The sequence below is a fragment of the Actinoplanes sp. NPDC049668 genome (assembly GCF_044465445.1).
GTDB lineage: Bacteria > Actinomycetota > Actinomycetes > Mycobacteriales > Micromonosporaceae > Actinoplanes.
The window spans coordinates 453,074-470,590 of record NZ_JBITLR010000005.1 but is presented as its reverse complement, the minus strand read 5'-3'; the positions used below and the strand labels follow the sequence as shown (position 1 = coordinate 470,590).

15 protein-coding genes are annotated in these 17,517 nt (G+C 73.7%); 4 read left to right on the top strand and 11 right to left on the bottom strand.

All coding sequences use genetic code 11. From position 1 onward, the window contains the following. Window positions 1–18 precede the first annotated feature (18 nt). From ACIBSW_RS23260 to ACIBSW_RS23235, 6 genes are all read right to left on the bottom strand, one after another. Window positions 19–1,515: a DUF881 domain-containing protein gene (locus tag ACIBSW_RS23260; protein WP_354722149.1), complete on the bottom strand. Its 1,497-nt coding sequence runs from the start codon at window positions 1,513–1,515 to the stop codon at window positions 19–21. Between the two features lie 9 nt (window positions 1,516–1,524). Then, window positions 1,525–1,857: a small basic family protein gene (locus ACIBSW_RS23255; protein WP_184994733.1), complete on the bottom strand. Its 333-nt coding sequence runs from the start codon at window positions 1,855–1,857 to the stop codon at window positions 1,525–1,527. Then, on the bottom strand, window positions 1,857–2,750 hold the full coding sequence (locus tag ACIBSW_RS23250; protein ID WP_354722148.1) for a DUF881 domain-containing protein: 894 nt from the start codon (window positions 2,748–2,750) through the stop codon (window positions 1,857–1,859). The genes ACIBSW_RS23255 and ACIBSW_RS23250 overlap by 1 nt, the downstream gene beginning before the upstream one ends. Beyond that, entirely contained in the window at window positions 2,747–3,391 is a 645-nt protein-coding gene (locus ACIBSW_RS23245; RefSeq protein WP_354722147.1) for a CDP-alcohol phosphatidyltransferase family protein, read from the bottom strand. The genes ACIBSW_RS23250 and ACIBSW_RS23245 overlap by 4 nt, the downstream gene beginning before the upstream one ends. Before the next feature lie 194 nt (window positions 3,392–3,585). Next, window positions 3,586–5,550 carry a hypothetical protein gene (locus ACIBSW_RS23240; RefSeq protein WP_354722146.1) on the bottom strand — a complete coding sequence of 655 codons (1,965 nt, stop codon included), beginning with the start codon at window positions 5,548–5,550 and terminating at the stop codon, window positions 3,586–3,588. A gap of 79 nt (window positions 5,551–5,629) precedes the next feature. After that, window positions 5,630–7,054 carry a sigma 54-interacting transcriptional regulator gene (locus ACIBSW_RS23235; RefSeq protein ID WP_354722145.1) on the bottom strand — a complete coding sequence of 475 codons (1,425 nt, stop codon included), beginning with the start codon at window positions 7,052–7,054 and terminating at the stop codon, window positions 5,630–5,632. Between the two features lie 103 nt (window positions 7,055–7,157). Here ACIBSW_RS23235 and ACIBSW_RS23230 point away from each other — a divergent pair, with 103 nt between their 5' ends. After that, a complete protein-coding gene (locus tag ACIBSW_RS23230) occupies window positions 7,158–7,997 on the top strand; it encodes a PhzF family phenazine biosynthesis isomerase (RefSeq protein WP_354722144.1) in 840 nt (279 codons plus the stop codon). A gap of 23 nt (window positions 7,998–8,020) precedes the next feature. Then, window positions 8,021–9,655: an ABC-F family ATP-binding cassette domain-containing protein gene (locus tag ACIBSW_RS23225; RefSeq protein ID WP_354722143.1), complete on the top strand. Its 1,635-nt coding sequence runs from the start codon at window positions 8,021–8,023 to the stop codon at window positions 9,653–9,655. Here ACIBSW_RS23225 and ACIBSW_RS23220 read toward each other — a convergent pair. Then, window positions 9,645–11,258: a family 10 glycosylhydrolase gene (locus ACIBSW_RS23220; protein ID WP_354722142.1), complete on the bottom strand. Its 1,614-nt coding sequence runs from the start codon at window positions 11,256–11,258 to the stop codon at window positions 9,645–9,647. The genes ACIBSW_RS23225 and ACIBSW_RS23220 overlap by 11 nt on opposite strands. A 33-nt stretch (window positions 11,259–11,291) precedes the next feature. On the opposite strand from ACIBSW_RS23220, the gene ACIBSW_RS23215 reads away from it, so the two are divergent. After that, window positions 11,292–12,206, top strand: a complete 915-nt coding sequence (locus tag ACIBSW_RS23215; protein WP_354722141.1) for an FAD-dependent oxidoreductase — start codon at window positions 11,292–11,294, stop codon at window positions 12,204–12,206. Here ACIBSW_RS23215 and glgA read toward each other — a convergent pair. Beyond that, a complete protein-coding gene (glgA, locus tag ACIBSW_RS23210) occupies window positions 12,188–13,411 on the bottom strand; it encodes a glycogen synthase (protein ID WP_354722140.1) in 1,224 nt (407 codons plus the stop codon). The genes ACIBSW_RS23215 and glgA overlap by 19 nt on opposite strands. Window positions 13,412–13,470: 59 nt before the next feature. Between glgA and glgC the strand changes: the two genes are divergently transcribed. Next, a complete protein-coding gene (gene glgC, locus ACIBSW_RS23205) occupies window positions 13,471–14,703 on the top strand; it encodes a glucose-1-phosphate adenylyltransferase (protein WP_354722139.1) in 1,233 nt (410 codons plus the stop codon). Window positions 14,704–14,717: 14 nt separating this feature from the next. Here the strand turns inward: glgC and ACIBSW_RS23200 are convergent, their stop codons facing one another. Genes ACIBSW_RS23200 through ACIBSW_RS23190 form a run of 3 tightly spaced genes read right to left on the bottom strand, consistent with a single transcriptional unit; the run spans window position 14,718 to window position 17,495 of the window. Continuing rightward, a complete protein-coding gene (locus tag ACIBSW_RS23200) occupies window positions 14,718–15,716 on the bottom strand; it encodes an AraC family transcriptional regulator (protein WP_354722138.1) in 999 nt (332 codons plus the stop codon). Between the two features lie 37 nt (window positions 15,717–15,753). Next, window positions 15,754–16,095 carry a phospholipase gene (locus ACIBSW_RS23195; RefSeq protein ID WP_354722137.1) on the bottom strand — a complete coding sequence of 114 codons (342 nt, stop codon included), beginning with the start codon at window positions 16,093–16,095 and terminating at the stop codon, window positions 15,754–15,756. Beyond that, window positions 16,092–17,495, bottom strand: coding sequence for a DUF4331 domain-containing protein (locus ACIBSW_RS23190; RefSeq protein ID WP_354722136.1), 1,404 nt, complete (start codon window positions 17,493–17,495; stop codon window positions 16,092–16,094). The genes ACIBSW_RS23195 and ACIBSW_RS23190 overlap by 4 nt, the downstream gene beginning before the upstream one ends. Window positions 17,496–17,517 lie beyond the last annotated feature (22 nt).

Below are 17,517 nucleotides of genomic sequence, written 5' to 3'. Positions count from 1 at the left end.
GTTGACAAGCGCGCCCGTTCATTTGACCGGACGCGCGTACTGCAGGCTGGTGGGCTGACGCACCGCGGTCACCTCGACCGTGCTGCGTTGCTCCATGGTCACGTTACCGCCGGCCTGGCTCACCGAAGCGACCACCCCACCGGGGATCTGCAGCGCCGTCTGCATGGTCGACGGCACCCCGATCACCCGCAGCGTGTACGGCCCGCTGAGCTGTTTGCCGTCGACGATCACATCGCCGCCGTCCGCGTCGACGAAGTACGACGACGCGACGATCCGCACGCCGATCCCGTCGGCGCCGGCGATCTCCATCACCTCGCCGCCCGCGCCGCGCAGCTCCTGCACGGCGTTGAGGATCTGGGAGGCCTTGATCGACGCGCCGCGCGGGTCGATGACGATCCGCAGGCCGGGCCCGCGCGCGGGCAGCGTGCCGGCGAGCAGGCCGAGCTCGTCGGCCCGCTTGTCGGCCTCGGCCAGCGCGGCCTGGCGCCCCGCGACGCCGGAGGTCAGCTGCCGCTGACTCTCCTCGAGAGTGTTGATCTCCTGCTGCAGGCGCTGATCGCGGGCCTCGAGGTCGCTGAGGATGCCGACCAGGTCCTCCTGGCGCGCGGTGGCCAGCCCGGCGTCGGCGTCGTTGCTGCGCAGCTGCACGACCAGGGTGAACCCGAGCAGGGCGAGCAACACCCAGATGAGGGCACCGGCGGAGGTGATCCGCCGCCACCGGGGCGGCTCCCCGGTGGGCACGGTCACCGGTTCGGGTGACTCCGCGGAAACGGCATCATCCGGTACGCCCGGGTCGTCCCGCCGCGCCGCGCCTCCGCCGGGCTCCTCCGAGGCTGGAGGCCGCGGGCTCTCCGGCGGGCCGAGCCGCACGGTACGGGCCGCGGACGCGGACAGCGGCTCCCATTCCGGCTCGTCCGGGGACGCACCCTGCGCGAGCCCGGAACGCCGCGGGCCGGCCGGCGGCTCGTCGGGTGCCGGCGGCGGGGCCGGGTGCCGAGGGAGCCGCGACGTTCCCGGCGCGAAGAACGGCGGCTGCAGCCGCACCGTCTCGCCGTCGTCAAGGCGCTCCCGCAGCGAGGGCACCATCGGTTCCTCGTCGGCGGCCACCTCGGGCGGATCCGCCGGGCGGGACGGTTCGGGATCGGCCGGCGGGGTGAGCCGCACGGTCGGCCCGTCCGCGGCGAGCGGAGCGTGCGGGTCGACCGGCCGGTCCGCGGGCGGCGGTCCCTGCGGCTCGGCCGGCGAATCCACCGGGCCGCCCGGCAGGTCGAGCCGGGGCGAGGGCCGACCGGGCGACGCCGGAACCGGGGCGGGCTCGGTATCGCCGGCGGGCCGGGAATCAACGGCCTCGCCGGTCGGCGCCGCGACGGGAACCGACTGCGGGTCGCCGGTCGATTCCGGGACAGCGGGCGGCTCGGCGTCTCCGGCGGGGGCGGTGATCGGCTCCCGGCCGGCAGTCGGCGCGGCGGTGTCGTCCTGCGGCACCGGTATCCGGCTCGTCTTCTCGTCGCTCATCGGCAGCCCCTACGCCCTGAACAGGTGCCGGCGGATCGCGGCCACATTGCCGAAGATCCGGACGCCGAGCACCACCACGACGCCGATGGAGAGCTGCCCGCCGACGCCGAGCTGGTCGCCAAGGTAGACGATGATGCCCGCGACCAGCACGTTCGAGATGAACGAGACCACGAACTGCTTGTCGTCGAAGATCCCGTCGAGCTTCGCGCGCACGCCGCCGAAGACCGCGTCCAGCGCGGCGACGACCGCGATGGGCAGGTAGGGCTGCAGCGCGGGCGGCACCGTCGGATGGAAGACGATGCCGAGCACGACTCCGGCGATCAGTGCGAGTACGGCGATCATCAGCCGCCTTTCGAGGCTTTGCTGGACGGGGACGTCGGTGCGCCCGACGACGCCGGGCCGACTGGCACGGCCTGGCGCAGGTTCGGCTCGGTGGCGGCGTCGAGGGTGACGTTCCTGACGTCGGCGACGTCGTACGCGATGCCGTAGCGGGTGCTCAGCGCCCGGAAGAACCGGCCGGCCGCGCCGTCCCGGAAGTCGTCGGCGAGCGAGTCCGGGCCGATGGCGACCACCTGGTAGGGGGTGGTCACCGGCCGGAAGTCGACCAGGATCGCCTCGCCGGCCTGCCGGATGGTCGAGGTGGCGGTGAGCCGCTGGCCGTTGACCGCGATCGCCTCGGCGCCCGCCGCCCAGAGCGCGTTCGCGGCCATCTGCAGGTCGGTGTCGCGGACCCGGGCCTCGTTCTTCCGCTCGCCCGTCAGCGGATCGACCGGCGTCGGCCCGTCGGCGACGGTGACTTTGGCGCCCGGGCCGCGTACCGGTGCGAGCCCGGTCTGCGCCTCCATGTCCCGCAGGCGGGCCACGGCCGCGCCGCCGAGCTGCTTCTCCCGCAGGCCGGCGACCTCCCCGCGGAGCCGGTCGGCGCGGTCCTGCAGCACGGCGGTGTCGGTGCGGCGGCCCTGCACCTGCGAGATCAGGGTGTCCCGGGCCTGGGTGCGGGCCGGCTCGGCGGCCATCGTCTGCTGGTAGGCGACCACCAGCAGGAAGCCGAGCGCGACCAGGGTCAGCATGCTGACCGCGCTGACCAGCGCCTTGCGGGTGCCGGTCACGCCCTCGCCGCGGGCCTTGCGGGCGGCGGCGTCGGCGTAGCCGGGGTCGAGCGGGTTGTGGAAGAGCTCGGTCAGGAAGTCGGGGGAGAATCGGCGCTGGCCGTCACCGACGTCGGGCGAGGTCATCCGGCGACGGCCCTGACCCGGGCCTGCGCGGCCCGGTCGGCGCGCAGCATCGCGCGGGCCTGCGCCAGGTAGAGCACGGCCGCCGCCCAGTAGAGGCCGAGCGCCCACCAGGCCAAAGCCCAGCCGATCGGCAGGGCGATCGCCGCCGTCGCCGGGACGGCCGTGGCGAGCAGCAGGATCGGGAACGCCCCGAGCAGCACGAACGTGCCGGTCTTGCCGAGGTAGTGCACCGGCGGCGGCCCGTACCCGTGGCGGCGCAGCACCAGCAGGGCGACGCCGAGCACGGCCTCGCGCAGCAGCAGGGCCACGGTCAGCCACCAGGGCACGACGCCGCGCACGGTGAAGCCGACCAGGGTGGCCAGGATGTACAGCCGGTCGGCGAACGGGTCGAGCAGCTCGCCGAGGCGGCTGACGGAGTTCATCCGGCGGGCCACGTAGCCGTCGACCCAGTCCGTCGTCCCGCCCAGGGTGAGCACGATGACGGCGGCGACGTCGTTCTGCGGCACGAGCAGCAGGTAGAGGAAGAGCGGCACGCCGAGCAGCCGGACGAAGCTGATGACGTTGGGGATCGTCCAGATCCGGTCCGAGGCGCCGATCGGCGCGGCGGGTCCGGATGTCACGCGCGCAGGCTGCTGCGACATCGTGCACCTCCCCCCTGCCGGCCCCGGGTTACCCACCCGTGGACGTCACTACCGCGGCCCCCGCCCGGTCACTCGCCGAGCCACTATAACCAGGCCCGTCGCTGCCCCGGTCGACGGCGCGACGCCGTCGTGCCGGACACAGTCCCTAAGTCATCCTAGGATGAAGGTTGCTGAGCGTCGCCGGGCGGTGCCGGTCAGCGTCTGCCGCGGCGGCTGCGCACGTAGTCGTCGACCACGTAGCGGCCGAGCTCGGAGATGTCGGGGCTGAAGACCCGCCCGCCGCTGCGCTGGGCGACCGCGTCGACGAAGCGGCGCAGGCCGGGGTCCTCCCCCAGCATGAAGACGTTCAGCGTCGCGCCGTAGCGGGTGAGCAGGTCGACCTCGTGGACCGTGAGCTGCACGGTCTCCGGCCGCGGCGGCCAGTCGAAGGACGCCTGGCCGTCGTCGTCGAGGTGCGCGGTCGGCTCGCCGTCGGTCACCACCAGCACGACCGGTTCCGCGCCGGGGTGCCGGCGCAGGTGGCGCCCGGCCAGCTTCAGCGCGTGCTGGAGGTTGGTGCCCTTGACCAGGTCCGGCTCGATCGCCGCGAGCTCGCCCTGGGACAGGCTCATCGCGTACGGGCCGAAGCCGATGATCTGCAGCGAGTCCTGCGGGAACCGGGTCGCCACCAGGTGCGACAGGGCCAGGGCGGTCTGCTTCATCGGGCCCCAGCGGCCGTCGGCGTACATGGAGTAGGACAGGTCGACGCAGAGCGCGACGGCCGCCGAGGCCCGGCGCTCGGTCTCGGCGACCTCGAAGTCCTCCGGCTCGAGGCGCACCGGCAGCGTGCCGACGCCCCCGTCGCCCGCGCGGCGGCGAATCGCGTTGCCGATGGTGCGGACCACGTCGAGCGGCTGTTCGTCGCCGAACCGCCAGCGCCGCGACGAGCCGATCAGGTCGCCGGCGGCGCCCGCGTCCCGCAGGTCGTGCTCGCCGCCCTTGCGGCCGGACAGGTCCGAGAAGACCCGGGCCAGGGCCGTGCGGCCGAGCCGGCGCAGCGCCTTGGGCGAGAGCGTGAGGCCGTCGTCGTCGCGGGTGACCCAGCCCTGCCGGCGCAGCTCGCGCTCGAGCTCGCGCAGCCGGCGCACGTCGTCGGCGGCGGCCCGCCCGAGCTGGCGCTCCACCGCCTCCACGTCGACGTCGTCCAGCGTCGCGCCGGGATGCTCCTGCGCGAGCTGGTCGAGCAGCTCGTCGAGCTCGCCCAGCTCGTCGAGCGCCGCGGTCGCGTCGCCGTAGCCGAGGTCCCGCTCGCCGCGCATCCGCTCGCCGCGGCCCCAGCCGAGGCCGGGGCGCAGCGCCCGCAGGTGGTCGGTCAACTCGGCGAGCCGCCCGCGCAGCGGGCCGTCACCCAGCGCCTGGTCCATGAGGCCGGACAGCTCCTCGCGCTGCTGCGGGCTCAGCGAGCGCATCAGCCGCTCCGCCGCCGCGGCCCGCCGGGCCAGCGCGTCGATCAGCTCGTCGACGTTGCGCGGCCGCTCCGGGAACAGGTCGCCGTGCTTGTCCATGAACCGCTGGAACGCGTCGTCGGTGTCCTCGCCCCGGGCGTGCCGGCCGAGCAGGTCGTTGAGGTCGCGAAGCAGCTCGTCGACCCGGGCGTCGGCGGCCGGGTCGCGGCCCCGCAGCGCGTCCCGCAGGCCCGCGAAGCGCTGCTCCACCACCTCGCGCCGCAGCCCGTCCAGGATCTGCCGGTACGCGGCCCGGGCCTCGTCGCTGGCCCAGTCGTAGTCGGTCAGCTCGCGCACCGCCTGCGCGGTGGAGCTGGGCAGGTTGTCCAGCATCGCCTCGTGGAAGCGGGCGTCGTCGTCGTCGCGGACGCGCAGCGCGTCGCGCTCGGCCGCGACGGCCTGGTCGAGCAGCTGCCGGGCCCGGGTTACCGCGCCGTCGAGGTTGCCGCGGCGCAGCGTCTCGCGGCGCAGCCGCCGGGCGCGGGCCTCCAGGTCGTCGAGGCCACGGCCGTCGCGCGGGCCGCGGCGCAGCAGGTCACGCAGGGCGTCGCGGAGGCTGCCGCCGCCGAGCACGCGCTCGCCGACCTGGTCGACCGCCGCCCGCACGTCGTAGGGCGGCGCGAGCGGATCGGGCCCGTCGTTCCACGCGCCGTACCGGAATCGGTTTCCGGTCATGTGCTCGCCTCCGCTGCGCTCCGGCGAGCCCACGACCTTTGGTGCTGAGTCGATGATTCGCTCGCAAGCTCGCTCATTGTCAGTTCCCGTAGCGGATCGTGCCGTCGTCGGTCAGCTCCTTGGCCAGCCGGCGGGTGAGGTGCAGCCCCTCCAGGACGAACTCGACGCCGGAGGCGGCCTGGCCGGGGCTGGGCGCGTCGCCGAGCCCGAGCCGGTCGAGGACCTTGGCCAGCCCAGGCACGGTGCCGATCTGGCCGAGCAGCTCCTGCGCCGAGACCAGGTCGCCGGTCTCGATGACGGTGCCGCCGGCGACCAGGTCCGTGAAGCCGGACAGGTCCAGCCCGGCCAGCCGGGCCCGGAACGTCTCGGCGGTGGCAACCCGCAGCAGGTGGCCGAGGATCTCGGTCTCCCGACCCTCCTCGCCGCTCTCGAACTCGACCTTGCCGCGCAGCGTGCTGGTCACCGAGACGGTGTCGCAGATCCGGGCGACGGCCTCGCGCTCGTTGCGCAGCCCGGCCCGGCGCAGCGCGGACGCGGCGATGGTCTCGGCCGCCGCGATGGCGAACCGGGCGGAGATGCCGGAGCGGGCGTCGACGGCCGGCGACTCGCGGACCGCCCGGGTGTGCCGGGCGATGACGTCGACGAGGTGGTCCGGCACCTCGGCGGCGAGGGCCGCCTCCTGCCGGATCAGCGCCGTCTCCAGCTCGATCTCGAGCGGGTAGTGGGTGCGGATCTCGGCGCCGAAGCGGTCCTTGAGCGGCGTGATGATCCGGCCGCGGTTGGTGTAGTCCTCCGGGTTGGCGGACGCGACCAGCAGCAGGTCGAGCGGCAGCCGCAGCTGGTAGCCGCGGACCTGGATGTCGCGCTCCTCCAGCACGTTGAGCAGCGACACCTGGATGCGCTCGGCCAGGTCGGGCAGCTCGTTGACCGCGAAGATGCCCCGGTTGGTGCGCGGCACCAGGCCGAAGTGGATGGTGTCCGGGTCGCCGAGGGCCCGGCCCTGCGCCACCTTGATCGGGTCGACGTCGCCGATCAGGTCGCCGACGCTGGTGTCCGGGGTGGCGAGCTTCTCGCCGTAGCGCTCGGAGCGGTGCAGCCAGGAGATCGGCAGCAGGTCGCCGGCCTCGGCCGCGATCCGCCGGGTCGCCGGGGTGAGCGGGTGGTACGGGTGTTCGCGCAGCTCGGAGCCGGTGATGTAGGGCACCCACTCGTCGAGCAGGTCGACCAGCCCGCGGATGAGCCGGGTCTTGCCCTGCCCGCGCTCGCCGAGCAGGACCAGGTCGTGGCCGGCGAGCAGGGCGCGCTCGACCTCGGGCAGCACGGTGTCGTCGTAGCCGACGATGCCGGGGAAGCGCGGCACGCCGCGGCGCAGCCGGTCGAGCAGGTTGTCGCGCAGCTCCGCCTTGACGGTGCGGAACACGTGGCCGCTCGCGCGCAGCGCGCCGAGGGTGCGCGGAAGATCGGATGGTGGAGTCGGGACGAGCTGTGTGGAAGCTTCGGTCACTTCGGAAACGCTACCCCCGCCCTGTGACAAGTGACGGCGGCCGCGTCCAGCCCCGGCGAATTGGCTCTGGTCCGCCGCCGGGGTGCCCGCGACGCTGGGACGCATGAGCGATCTCGAGATCCTGCGATATGCGGCGTTCAGCGCCGACCCGGCCGGCGGCAACCCCGCGGGCGTGGTCCTGGACGCGAGCACCCTGCCGGAGTCCGCGATGCAGGCGATCGCCGCGGACGTCGGTTACGCGGAGACCGCCTTCCTGACCGAGGACCGGGGCGCGGGCACCTTCCGGATCCGGTACTTCAGCCCGCTCGCCGAGGTGCCGTTCTGCGGGCACGCGACCATCGCCACCGCGGTGGCGCTGGCCGAGCGGCGAGGCCCGGGCACGTTCGTCTTCCTCACCGCGGCCGGCGAGGTCCCGGTGACCGTCGACGAGCGGCGGACGGCCACGCTGACCAGCGTCGGCACCCGCGTCGCGGACCTGGCCGGCGCCGACCTGGCGGACCTGCTGGCGGCGCTGCGCTGGCGCGAGGACGAGCTGGACCCGGCGCTGCCGCCGCGGGTCGCGTACGCCGGCGCGCACCACCCGGTCGTCGCGGCCGCGAGCCGGGACCGGCTCGCGCGGCTGGACTACGACTTCCCCGCCCTGAAGTCCCTCATGGAGGCCAAGGGCTGGACCACCGTCCAGCTGGTCTGGCGCGAGTCGGCGGACCGCTTCGACGTGCGCAACCCGTTCCCGGTCGGCGGGGTCTACGAGGACCCGGCCACCGGCGCCGCGGCGGCCGCGCTCGGCGGCTACCTGCGCGAGCTCGCCCTGGTGCCCGGCGACGCGGTCCTGCACCTGTCGCAGGGCGACGACCTCGGGCGGCCCGGACGGCTCACCGTCACCCTGGCATCCGGCGAGCCGGGCGTGCGGGTCAGCGGCACGGCGGTGCCGATACCCGGCTGAGCTCGCCGCTAGAGTCGGTGCCGATGAGCGCCACGATGATCGTCCGGGACCTCGCCGCGGGGCACGGCGACCGCACCCTGTTCAGCTCGCTCGACCTGGTGGTCGCGCCCGGCGACGTGATCGGCCTGGTCGGCGTCAACGGCGCGGGCAAGACCACGCTGCTGCGTACCCTCGCGGGTCTGCTGCCGGTCGAGGCCGGCGCGGTGACGCTGAGCCCGCCCACCGCCAACGTCGGCTACCTGCCGCAGGAGCGGGACCGGCGCCCGGGCGAGACGGTGCGGGACTTCCTCGCCCGGCGCACCGGCGTCGGCCCGGCGCAGGCCGCGATGGACCGCGCCGCCGAGGCCCTGGCCGGCGGCGAGCCGGGCGCGGAGGAGGCCTACGGGACCGCGCTCGAGCGCTGGCTCGACCTGGGCGGCGCCGACCTGGAGGAGCGCGCGGAGCAGATCGCCGCCGAGCTGGGCCTCGCCGTGGCGCTCGACCATCCGATGACCGCGCTCTCCGGCGGCCAGGCGGCCCGGGCCGGGATGGCGTCGCTGCTGCTCAGCCGCTACGACGTCTTCCTGCTCGACGAGCCGACCAACGACCTCGACCTGGAGGGCCTGGGCCGGCTGGAGGAGTTCGTCACCGGGCTGCGGGCGGGCACCCTGCTGGTCAGCCACGACCGCGAGTTCCTCACCCGGACGGTCACCGCGGTGCTCGAGCTCGACCTGGCGCAGCAGCAGGTCCGGCTCTACGGCGGCGGCTACGCCGCCTACCTGGAGGAGCGCGAGCGGGCCCGGCGGCACGCCCGCGAGGACTACGAGGAGTACGCCGACCGCAAGGGCTCGCTGCTGGAGCGGGCGCAGATGCAGCGCGGCTGGATGGAGCACGGCGTGCGCAACGCGCGCCGCAAGGCCAAGGACAACGACAAGATCGGCAAGAACCTGCGGGCCGAGTCGACGGAGAAGCAGGCCGCCAAGGCCCGCCAGACCCAGCGGATGATCGAGCGGCTGGAGGTGGTCGAGGAGCCGCGCAAGGAGTGGGACCTGCGGATGGAGATCGCCGCCGCGCCCCGCGCCGGCGCCGTCGTGGCCACGCTGCGCGACGCATCCGTACGCCGGGGAGCGTTCCGCCTCGGCCCGGTGACGCTGCAGATCGACTGGGCGGACCGGGTGGCGATCACCGGCGCGAACGGCTCCGGCAAGTCGACGCTGCTGGCCGCCCTGCTCGGCCGCCTGCCGCTCGACGAGGGCTCGGCCGCGCTCGGCCCGGGCGTGGTGGTCGGCGAGGTCGACCAGGCCCGCGGGCTGTTCCTCGGCGAGGAGGCCCTCGCGGTCGCGTTCGGCGCCGCCGTGCCCGAGCTGTCCGACGCCGACGTGCGCACGCTGCTGGCCAAGTTCGGGCTGCGGGCCGCGCACGTGCTGCGCCCCGCCGGCACCCTCTCGCCGGGCGAGCGGACCCGGGCCGCGCTGGCCCTGCTCCAGGCCCGGGGCGTCAACCTGCTGGTGCTCGACGAGCCGACGAACCACCTCGACCTGGCCGCCATCGAGCAGCTCGAGGAGGCCTTGGCGAGCTACGCCGGCACGCTGCTGCTGGTCACCCACGACCGGCGGATGCTGGCGGCCGTGCGGACCACCCGGCACCTCGAGGTGGCCGACGGCAAGGTCACGGGCTGAGGTCCTTCGGCGCGCTGACCGGGCCCTCGTTGCCGGAGCGGTCCAGGGCGCTGAGGCAGTAGGCCGCGCCGCCGGCGGGCGGCGCCGGGTCGGCGACCTTGGTGCCCGCGCGGCCGGTCGCGACCAGGCCGGCGGTGGCGCCGTCGACGCGGTAGAGCGCCCAGCTCGCCGGCTCCGGGCCCGGGCCGGGCTGCCAGTCCAGCTCTACCGCCGCGCCGGCCTGCCGGGCGGAGACGAGCCGGGGCGCGGCCGGCGGCACCGCGGGCAGCCGGGCCATCGTCGGCAGCAGCGCCGGCGCGGCGTAGTGGTGGTCGCGGTACCGGCTGACCGCGCCGAGCTTGTCCCGGCGGATCTGCTTGGCGCTGAAGTGCACGCTGCCCTGCACGCCGTACCGGTCGTTGAGGCTGAGCTGGCGGTCGAGCTGGCCGGGTTGGCGCCACGGGCCCTTCTCGCCGACCCGGTAGTCGCCCTGGCCGATGTACAGCTGCACCCCGGTGCCCTTGACCAGCGCGGACCACCACGGCAGCACCTTGGCGTAGTCGGCCTTGTCGAAGCCGATCGCCCAGTAGAGCTGCGGCACGATGTAGTCGAGCCAGCCCTCGCGCACCCACTTGCGGGTGTCGGCGTAGATGGCGTCGTAGCTCTCCAGGCCGTGGGTGTCCGAGCCGGCCTTGTCGGTGCCGGCGTTGCGCCAGATGCCGAACGGGCTGATGCCGAACTTGACCCACGGCTTGACCTGCTTGATCCGCTCGCTCATCTCGCGGACCAGGGTGTCCACGTTCGCCCGCCGCCAGTCGGCGCGGCCCTGGGACTTGTCGGCGCGCCGGGCGAAGCTGGCGTCGTCCTTGAACTCGTGCCCGCCGCCCTCCGGGTACGGGTAGAAGAAGTCGTCGAAGTGCACGCCGTCCACGTCGTAGCGCTGCACCGCCTCGAGCATCGCGTCCTCGACGAACCGGCGGGCGGCCGGGTTGCCCGGGTCGAAGTAGAGCCGGGCCCGCGCCCCGTCGGGATAGGCGATGGCCCAGTCCCGGTGCTTGAGCAGCGGATGCCCGGGCGCGAGCTTGCCGAAGTCGGCGCCGGGCCCGGTCGGCCCGGGCTGGGTGCCCCGGTACGGGTTGAACCAGGCGTGGAACTCCAGGTTGCGGGCGTGCGCCTCGGCGACCATGAACTCCATCGGGTCCCAGCCGGGCGACCTGCCGTCGCGCCGGCCGGTGAGCCACTCCGACCACGGCGCGTACTTGGACTCCCAGAACGCGTCGCCGCTGGGCCGCACGTGCACGAAGATCGCGTTGTGCCGCATCGAGACGGCCAGGTCCAGCCACCCGCGGTACTCGGCCTGCACCTGCTCCTTGGTCAGGCCGGGCCGGCTCGGCCAGTCGATGTTCATCACCGTGGTGAGCCACATGCCGCGCAGCTCCCGCGCCGCCCGGACCGGCACGCCCCCGCACCGGCCGGGCTGGCCCGGACCGGCCTGCGCCGCGGCGACGGGCCCGGCGGCGGGCGGCTCGTAGGTGGCGGCCCGCAACAGCCCGACGCCGAGCACCGCGACGCCGAACAGCACGGCGGCGACGATCAGGACGGGTCGGACTCCGGGACGGCGCATGGCACCCAGTGTGCCCGGTCATAGGCTCTGGGAGTGAAGGTGGTCGTGGTGGGGGCGGGGATCGCGGGGCTGGCCTGCGCCGGCGAGCTGGCGGCCGCCGGGGTGCGCGTCCGGGTGCACGAGCGCGGGCCGGTGGTCGGCGGGCGGCTGGCCGTCGACCGCCTCGGCGGCCGGTGCGCGGACGTCGGCGCCGCCTACCTGGTCGCCGACGACCCGGACTTCGCGGCCGTCGCCCAGGGTTGGCGGGACCGCGGGCTGGCCCGGCCCTGGACGGACACCTTCGCGGTGTACCAGGGCCGGGTGCCCGGCGAGCCGGCCCGCGGGCCGATGCGCTGGGCGGCACCCGCCGGCCTGCGTTCCCTGGCCGAGGACCTGGCCACCGGGCTCGACGTCGTCCTGGACAGCCCGCTGGACGCGATCCCGGGCGACGCCGACGCCGTCGTGCTGGCGATGCCCGGGCCACAGGCGCTGCGGCTCGGCCTACCGGCCGCGATCGCCGACGCCGCGCGGGCGCAGGTGTGGGAGCCGGTGCTCACGGCCGTCTGCGCCTACCCGAGCAGGTCGTGGCCCGGCTTCCACGGCGCCTTCGTGAACGACCACCCGGTGCTGGCCACGGTCTGCGACGACGGCGACCGGCGCGGCGACCTCGCCCCGGTCCTGGTCGCGCACTCGACGGCCGGGTTCGCCCGGACCCGGCTCGGCGACCCGGCCGCGGCGGGCGGGGAGCTGGCGGCGGCGGTGAACGACCTGCTCGGCCTGGACGAGCGGCCCGAGGTACGGGTTCACCGCTGGACCTACGCCCGGCCCTCCTCCCCCGGCACACCGCCGTTCGTCACCGACGGCCGGGTGTGGCTCGCCGGGGACGCGTTCGGCCGGCCGCGCGTCCAGACGGCCTGGCTGTCGGGCCGGGCCGCTGGACGCTCGGTGATTCAGAGCACCGAGCGGTAGACCTCCAGGGTGTCCACGGCGATCCGGGACCAGCTGAAGTGCTCGACGGCGCGGCGCCGCCCGGCCAGGCCCATCCGCGCGGCCCGCTCCGGATCCTCGATCAGGGCGGTCATCGCCGCGGCCAGGTCCGCGACGAACCGGTCCGGGTCGACCGGCGTGCCGGTGCCGTCGGCGAGCTGCTCGATCGGCACGAGCACGCCCGTCTCGCCGTCCGCGACGACCTCCGGTATGCCGCCGGTCGCGGTCGCGACCACCGCGGTCTCGCAGGCCATCGCCTCGAGGTTGACGATGCCCATCGGCTCGTAGATCGACGGGCAGACGAAGACCGTCGCGTGCGTCAGCACCTGGACCACCTCGTGCTTGGGCAGCATCTCCTGCACCCAGATCACGCCCTTGGGGTCGCGGGCCTCGCGCAGCCGGTCCGCCAGCTCGCCGACCTCGGCGGCGATCTCCGGCGTGTCCGGCGCGCCCGCGAGCAGCACGATCTGCGTCTCCGGCGGCAGGCCGTGACAGGCGCGCATCAGGTAAGGCAGGCCCTTCTGCCGGGTGATCCGGCCGACGAAGACCACGCTGGGGCGGCCCAGGTCGATGCCGAGCCGCTCGACCACGTCGGTGTCGCGGTCCGGCGCGTACTGCGTCGTGTCGATCCCGTTGTAGACCACCCGGATCCGGTCCGGGTCGACGCCCGGGTACGCGGCCAGCACGTCCCGCTTCATCCCGCCCGAGACGGCGATGACGGCGTCGGCGCCCTCGATGGCCGTGCGCTCGCAGAACGAGGACAGGGCGTAGCCGCCGCCCAGCTGCTCGGCCTTCCACGGGCGCAGCGGCTCCAGGCTGTGCGTGGTGACCACGTGCGGCACGCCGTACAGCAGCTTGGCGGTGTGGCCGGCGAAGTTCGCGTACCAGGTGTGGCTGTGCACGATGTCGGTGCCCGCGCAGCCGGCCGCCATCGCCAGGTCGACGCCCATGGTGCGCAGCGCCGCGTTGGCGCCGGCCAGCGCGGCGGGCTCGGGGTGCGCCGTCACGCCCGGCTCGTCGCGCTCGGCGCCGAAGCAGTGCACCCGGACGTCGGCGAGCGGGCGCAGGTCCCGGGCCAGATATTCGAGGTGCACCCCGGCGCCGCCGTAAACCTCCGGGGGGTACTCCCGGGTGAGCAGGTCGACGCGGAGGTCCGCGCCCGAGGGGTTGGAACGCGAGTCGGTCACGTGCGCAGAATAGTCCCTTCGACTGGCGCTGGGGCACGCGGAAAGTTAGCGTCACGGGCATGGCTGTCAAGGTGCTCGCGATCGTGCTCGCAGGAGGCGAAGGCAAGCGCCTGATGCCCCTGACCGCGGATCGGGCCAAGCCCGGCGTGCCGTTCGGCGGCATCTACCGAATGATCGATTTCGTGCTCTCGAACCTCGCCGGCGGCGGGTTCCTCAAGATCGTCGTGCTGACCCAGTACAAATCGCACTCGCTCGACCGGCACATCACCAAGACCTGGCGGATGTCGACGTTGCTCGGCAACTACGTGACGCCGGTGCCGGCGCAGCAGCGGCTCGGGCCGCGCTGGTTCGCGGGCTCCGCGGACGCCATCTACCAGAGCCTCAACCTGATCAACGACGAGCGCCCCGACTACGTCATCGTCTTCGGCGCGGACCACATCTACCGCATGGATCCGAAGCAGATGGTCGACGACCACATCGCCTCGGGCGCGTCGGTGACGGTCGCCGGTATCCGCCAGCCGCGGTCGATGTCCGACCAGTTCGGCGTCATCGACGTCGGCGCCGACGGCAAGCGGATCCGCGCGTTCCGCGAGAAGCCGGTCGACGTCGAGGGCCTGCCGGACGCGCCGGACGAGATCTTCGCCTCGATGGGCAACTACGTCTTCACCACCCGGGCGCTGTGCGACGCGGTCACCGCCGACGCGCAGAACCCGGACAGCAAGCACGACATGGGCGGCAACATCATTCCGATGCTCGTGGAGCGCGGCGAGGCCAACGTCTACGACTTCCGCGACAACGAGGTGCCGGGCAGCACCGAGCGCGACCGCGGCTACTGGCGCGACGTCGGGACGCTGGACTCGTTCTACGACGCGCACATGGACCTGACCGCGACCGAGCCGGTCTTCAATCTCTACAACATGGACTGGCCGATCTTCACCAACTACGGCTCCTGGCCGCCGGCGAAGTTCGTGCACGGCAGCGACGACCGGCTGGGCCGCGCGGTCGAGTCCATGATCTCCCCCGGCGTGGTGATCTCGGGCGCCCTGGTCGAGCGCTCGGTGGTCTCGCCGAACGTGCGGGTGAACTCCTGGTCGCACGTGGAGGGCTCGGTCCTGATGGAGGGCGTGCAGGTCGGCCGCCGCGCGGTGGTCCGCAACGCGATCATCGACAAGAACGTGATCATCCCGGAGGGCGCCGAGATCGGCGTCGACCTGGACCGCGACCGCAAGCGCTACACGGTCTCGGACTCCGGGATCGTCGTCGTCGGCAAGGGCCAGCTGGTCGAGCTCTGAGCCGTCGGAGGCCTTCAGAAGCCGTCGCGGAGGGTCTGCGACGGTGAGACGCCGTAGCGTTCCCGGTAGGCGCCGGCGAAGCGGCCCAGGTGGGTGAAGCCCCACCGGGTCGCCACCTCGCTCACGCTGAGCTGGTCCGGGCCCGCCCGGCTCAGCTCAGCGTGCACCCGCTCCAGCCGCAGGCGGCGCAGGTAGGTCAGCGGCGGCACGCCGACGTGCTGGCGGAAGGACTCCTGCAGCACCCGGATGCCGACGCCCGCGATGGCGGCCAGCTCGGCCGCGGTGAAGGGCCGGCCCGGCTCGGCGTGCATCGCGTCGAGGGTGCGCTTGACCGTGCGGGGGCGCCGCGCCGTCGGCCGGGCGGTCGTGCCGGCGCCGGGATGCGCGACGACCTGTGCGAGGCTGCTCACCGCCAGCTCGCGCCACTGGCGCAGCAGCTGCGGCAGCAGGCTCAGGCCGTCCGCCTGGCGGGCCTCGGCGTGCAGCAGGCGGATCAGCGCCAGCCAGGCCCGGCCCGGCCCGCCCGCGACGCCGAACGTCGCGCCGGGCGGCAGCATCGGGCCGAGCTCGCGCTCCAGGGCCAGGCGATCGACCTTGAAGCTGATCAGCCGGCAGTCCGCCGACCAGCGCAGGTCGATGTCCCCGACCGGGCGGAACAGCGCCGCCCGGCTCGGGTCGGCCGTCGTCGCGGCGCCGCCGTGCCGCACGTGCACGCCGCCGGTCAGCGGCGCCAGCACGTGGTACGCCGTCTCCAGGGAGCCGCTGGCCAGGCAGATCTCCGCGCCGTAGCTGATCTCGCCGATCGTGATCGGGCCGAGCTGCACGACCTCGCCGGAGAACGCGAAGTCCTCGAGGCTGCCCGTCGGCGTCACCTCGAGCGGCCCGTAGTACAGCCGGCGGCAGAACGCCCGCGCCTCGTCCACGTCCCGGGTGCGCAGGCTGGCGTAGACCGCGACGTCCCCGCCCGGTGTGTCCGCAACGGGCTGCTGGCCGACCGCCCCTGCCGTGTCCATCAGGTCACCCTAGACCGGCAGAGGCGGCGAACGCCGCTCACACTTTCGCGGCTACCGGCCATTCGTACTCGGTGACGGCTCCGCCGCGGACGTCCACCTCGGCCAGCGCCGTCGCCGGATCGCGCCACACGACGTAGCGTCCCTCGGCGAGGCTGTCGATGACGACGCTGAACAGGACGCCGTCGCGGACGTACCGGGCGCGTACCGCGGCGTGGGTGCGCCGGTCCGGCTCGCCGACCGGGCTGACCTCGATCTCGTGCCCGTGCAGGCTGCCCGGCGTGTGGATGACCAGCGCACCGATCCCGCTGCCGATGTTGAGCACCACCGTGCCCTGACCGGACGGGTCGAGGGTGTGGTGATGATGGGCGCCCGCGCTCACTTGTCCTCCGGCTCCGGGTTGTTGAAGCCGTCGAACGGCACCCCGAGGTACGGGAAGTTCTTCAGCAGCTTCGAGCTGGCGTCCTTGGCCGACAGGCCCTGCTCGACCAGCGCGGCGGCGTCGTCCGGGGTGAACTTCTCGTCGACCAGCGGCACGGTCACGCCGGCGATCGCGCGCAGCGAGATCGACACGACGTCGTCGGCGACGCGGCGCCCGTTCGGGAAGCCGGCCAAGTCACCGCCGAGGAGTCCGAACGCATTCGGGTCTTTGGTCGGGGGTACTGCGGTGTTGAGCCGCAGCATGTCGGCCTGCACCTCGCCGGTGTTGTTCTGGAAGTCGTCGATGAGCCCGTCGGGGATGCCGGTGAGCAGGATCGCGACGAGGTCGGCGCGGGCCGCCTTGGCCTTGTTGAGCTCGGCCAGGTTGTCGAACAGGCCCGGGTAGAGCACGGGCAGCAGCCCGCCCAGCTCCGGCTGCTCGACGAACTCGGCGAAGCGCTTGTCCTCGCTCGGCGGCAGGCTGTTCCACAGGTCCTTCTGCGCCATCGGCACGATGACCTCGTTGAACAGCGGGTTGCCGAGCCGGGAGACCTGCACCTGCGGGCCGACGTACACGTCGTCGTTCTTGCGGCCGTGCCGGACCTGGACCTGGCGGCGGCTCGCGGAGGTCCACACGCCGATGACCGCCTCGGGGTCGCGGCCGCGGACCTTCTTCTTGCCGTCGCGGCGCACGTAGTGCAGCGGCAGCTGGATGGCGATGCTGTGCACGTTCATCTTGTCGGTGGCGTTGACGGCCTTGCCGGCGTAGTTGAACAGCTTCTGCCCGACCAGGTGCTTGTCCTGGAACGGCCGCAGCGTACCGAGGTCGAAGATCGCGCCGAGGTCGACGAAGAACGGGTCGGCCCGCTGGCCGGCGAAGACCTTCTCGCCGGTCTTGAGCTTGTGCACGGCGTCCTTGGCCAGCTTGTCGTAGTCCGGGATGGACAGCGGCCCGACGTTGCAGGGCGGGCAGGGCAGCTTCTCCGCGAGCACGGTGTGCTTGCCGTTGGCGTCCACCCGGGTCACCGAGAAGAACTGCCGCCGGTTCCAGTTCTCGCTGTCCAGCGACTCGATGGGGCCGGTGTTGTACAGGAACGTCCGGTCGTTGCGCAGCTCGGTGCGGAAGCGGAACTGGTACGTCAGGTCGGGGCGCCCGTCACCGTTCTTGTCGACGTGGATCTCGTAGAGCACGTCGTCGCCGAACTCGAAGAAGTTCGGTCCGCTCGCGGGAAGCTGCAGCGGGACGTAGTTGGCGATCAGGGTGACGGTGTCCGGGTGATCCGGGCTGACGAACGCGTACAGGTCGGCGCTGTCGGCCACCGGGTCCTTGCTGATCTCCGGCGCTTCGCGGTGCGATGACATGAGTCTTCTTCCTTACTCAGGA